Source organism: Nocardia veterana NBRC 100344 (assembly GCF_000308855.1).
Classification (GTDB): Bacteria; Actinomycetota; Actinomycetes; order Mycobacteriales; family Mycobacteriaceae; genus Nocardia; species Nocardia veterana.
The window spans coordinates 1-3,186 of sequence record NZ_BAGM01000184.1; the positions used below are offsets into that span (position 1 = coordinate 1).

The following is a 3,186-nucleotide window of genomic DNA, read 5'->3' on the forward strand; positions in this document are numbered from 1 at the left end:
CGGCGGCGGCGGCTTCGTCCGCGCACCGTTCCACCGGGCCGGGCGGCAGCTCGACCGGACGCTCCCGATGCGGTGGCGGGCGCAGAATGTCGCGGGCCCGGAGACTGCCGTGTTCGATCTCCCAGAGCCGCCAACGGGTATGGCGCACACCGTGTTCGGTGACCGCGAGCGCTCGGTGCAGCGCGTCGACCAGTACGTTGGCCGGGCTGTCCCCGGCGGCCTGGGCCAGCGCGTTCGCGGTGGTCAGGACCAGGTCGGTGCGGGCGCGGCCGAGCCGCTGTTCCAGCACCCGCCGGATCCGAGGCTGGGAGTCGGCGAGTGCGACCAGCGACTGCAACGTGGCGACGCCGTTGCGGCCGGGGATGGCGGCGCCGAAGAAGGTGACACCGGCGGCGAGCAGGTCGCCGGCCAGCGAAATGGCCGAGGAGAGAACGGGTTCCAGGTCGGCCGGATGCTCCGCGGCCGGATCCCACGGGGCGTCGGACACCCCGGCATCGGCTTCGGCCGAAGCGATCGCCTCGAGCAGTCCGGGAATCACCTGGTCGCCGCGTACCGCGGCGACCAGGTCGCCGGTCACGGCGTTGACCCGCGTCCACCGCACGCCCGGTACGGCGCCGATCCGCCGGTGCAACTCGTCGGCGAGCTCGGCGCCGCGCTCCGACCGCAGCCCGCGCACCTCCACGACCACGCGGTCCTCGACGGCGGCGACGCGGCGTCCGTCCCGGCGCAGCGCGGGGTTCAGCAGGGACCGTACTTCGCGCCGCAGCTGGCCGGCGATATCGTCGGCGACCGCGGTGAGCCGCAGCGCGGTCTGCCCGGCTGCCACCGCGCGCGCGGGCAGCCGCACCGTGTCGTCGATCAGCGCCGTCCCGGTTCGACCGACCCCCGCCACCGCACCTCTCAACACCTGAAACACCGAACCTCCAAGCCCGCACGAGTACCGTCGTCCGAGCTACTACCCAGGATTCCCGGGGCCAACCGCTGTAGCCGGGGTCCGGATCGGGGCGAGTGGCCGGCGGTAGGCGGCCACCGGCGGCGGGTCGGCGGTGTCGCCGACCATCGCCGCGCCGAAATCCGTTGCGGCAGAGGGGTTCGGGTCCGGAAATCGGGCGCGATCGAACGAGCTGTCGATGGTGAAGGTGGCGCCGTCGAACCGGGCGGGCCCGGAGAATCCGGCGGCTCCGAAGTCCGCGGTGCCGCGGAAGCGGGCGCTGTCGAAATAGGCGCCGTCGCGAAATGTCGCCTGCGGGAACCGGGCGTCGGCGGCAAAGTCGGCCAGCGGAAATTGGGCGCTGCCGCAGAAGGTCGTGCCGTCGAAACGGGCGCGATCGAATCGTGCCCCGAAAAAACGCGCGGAATCGGCGAATACGGCCCGACGAAACCACGCGGTATCGAAGGTGGCGGCCTGAAAATGGGTCTCGGCGGCAAACGTGGCACCGTCGAACCGGGTGGTCCCGGCGAGAGTCGCGTGCTCGAATATCACCGGCCCGCGGAAAACCGCATTCGTGAAATCGGCATCCTCCAGATGGGCGTTGCGCAGGTCGAATGTCGCACCCGACCAGCTCCGCCGCGCCCCGCGGCGCAGCCGGTCGCCGAGCACGGCGGTGATGGTCCGGCGGACCGCGCGTTCGTATCCGCCGAGCCGGTCGGAGCGGGGGAGACGAAGGTAGCTGCACAGTACGTCCACGCACTGCTGGCGCAGGACGGAGGTCGATCGGTCGGCGATCTCGGCCAGTGTGCGCACCGCGCGCACCTGGGTCGTGCCGTCGCCGGCATACAGCTGAGCCGCTGCCGAAACGAACATCTCCGCGGCCTGCCGAGGTCCCCGAAATCGCCTGCGTGGAAAAGCATCCAAGGAATCGGATTCGCTGTCGAGCACCAATTTCGCCGTCGCGGCTACAGCTGCCGGCCGGCGTTGTACGAGCACTACCATTCGAACCTCCTAAACGCCGTGCAACGCCCAGAAAAGCTCATTTACTCGCTGTCACGACCATATAACCGGTGGTTGATTTCCGCGCCGGATCGTCACTGAAAAGTAATCGACCGGCCTCGGCGCGCCGGTGGACCGCGGTCGATTCGACGCCCCGGATCCGGTCGCGATATCGCGGCTCGATAACCGCCGACACGCCGCCGATGCACCGGTCGGGGGCTCCCCGGCGGTTGACCGCCGCGCGAGCGGGTAGGAGCGAAGAGGTATCCGGCCGGCCCGCCGAGCGACCTGCCGAGTACGCGATCGCTGGACCGACACCGGTCCCGCAGTACGGAGGAGGAAGTACAGATGACCCGACCCGACGCCGACGATCCCGATCAGGACCGGGACCGCGAATCCCGCGAATCCGACGCCGGCATCGGACGCCCCGCCGGCACCCCGCCCGACTCCTCGGGCCGGTTGGCCGGCCCCGGCCCGTCGCGAGATCAGGACGAAGATCCCGACACCTGATCCGACGTAGTCGCCGCACCGCCGCATCGCGTTCCGCGCGCGACGGTGGACGGGGGTGCGCGGGCCGATGGCGAAGTCCCACCCCCGCTGCGAGTTGTCGGAATGTCTTGCGGCCATGAGGATTTACCCTCTCGTGGCCCGATTGCCGATTGCCGATTGCCGATTGCCGATTGCCGAGCGCCGATTGCCGATCAGCGACCCGAGTCCGGCTCGCGACTCCCCGCCCATGAGCGGTGCGTCCCGACCCCGGGTTCCGAACCCCGGCTTCCGACCCGCCCCCTCCGCCCCGGACATCCGCCGGTCGAGACGAGCCGACGGTCTCCGCCGGCAGGTCGTACCCCCTTGCGCCGAACGCTCGTTCTCGGGGCGACCAGCCGGCACGCCGGTAACTGGAGAATCACCACCTCGGGTGGTGACGGCGCGGTGGGCGCGGGTACGTCGGCGATCGGGGGCCCGATTCCCGGCGGCTGAGCGGGGTGAATGCGCTCTCGAACCGGTTGAAAGTCCGCCCTCGGCCGGTGTTTTTGCAGGTGAAGCCGCATAGTGCGGGTGCAGGGGCCAGTGACCGGCGGAAGGGGTCGAAGGATTCTCCGGTAGTTCCCATATCGGCCGGATCGCCCCCGACGGGTTTCGCTGAATGATTGCCGGGTACCTGCCGACGTGTAGCCGAAAACGCTGGGCTGCCGGGGGAGACGGCCGGCCACTGCGGCGGATCCCCCGATGACATCCATCCCATCCGTACCAAC

General features: G+C 70.4%; 2 protein-coding genes and 1 pseudogene. 1 reads left to right on the top strand and 2 read right to left on the bottom strand.

Annotation, left to right across the window (positions count from 1 at the left end; translation table 11 throughout):
* Both ON37_RS26660 and ON37_RS26665 read right to left on the bottom strand, forming a co-directional pair.
* Nucleotides 1-892: pseudogene (locus tag ON37_RS26660) on the bottom strand (hypothetical protein); the annotation flags it as partial.
* 63 nt (nucleotides 893-955) lie between these two features.
* A complete protein-coding gene (locus ON37_RS26665; RefSeq protein ID WP_051032078.1) occupies nucleotides 956-1,804 on the bottom strand; it encodes a pentapeptide repeat-containing protein in 849 nt (282 codons plus the stop codon).
* Between the two features lie 474 nt (nucleotides 1,805-2,278).
* On the opposite strand from ON37_RS26665, the gene ON37_RS33160 reads away from it, so the two are divergent.
* Nucleotides 2,279-2,440, top strand: coding sequence for a hypothetical protein (locus tag ON37_RS33160; RefSeq protein WP_157171599.1), 162 nt, complete (start codon nucleotides 2,279-2,281; stop codon nucleotides 2,438-2,440).
* Nucleotides 2,441-3,186 lie beyond the last annotated feature (746 nt).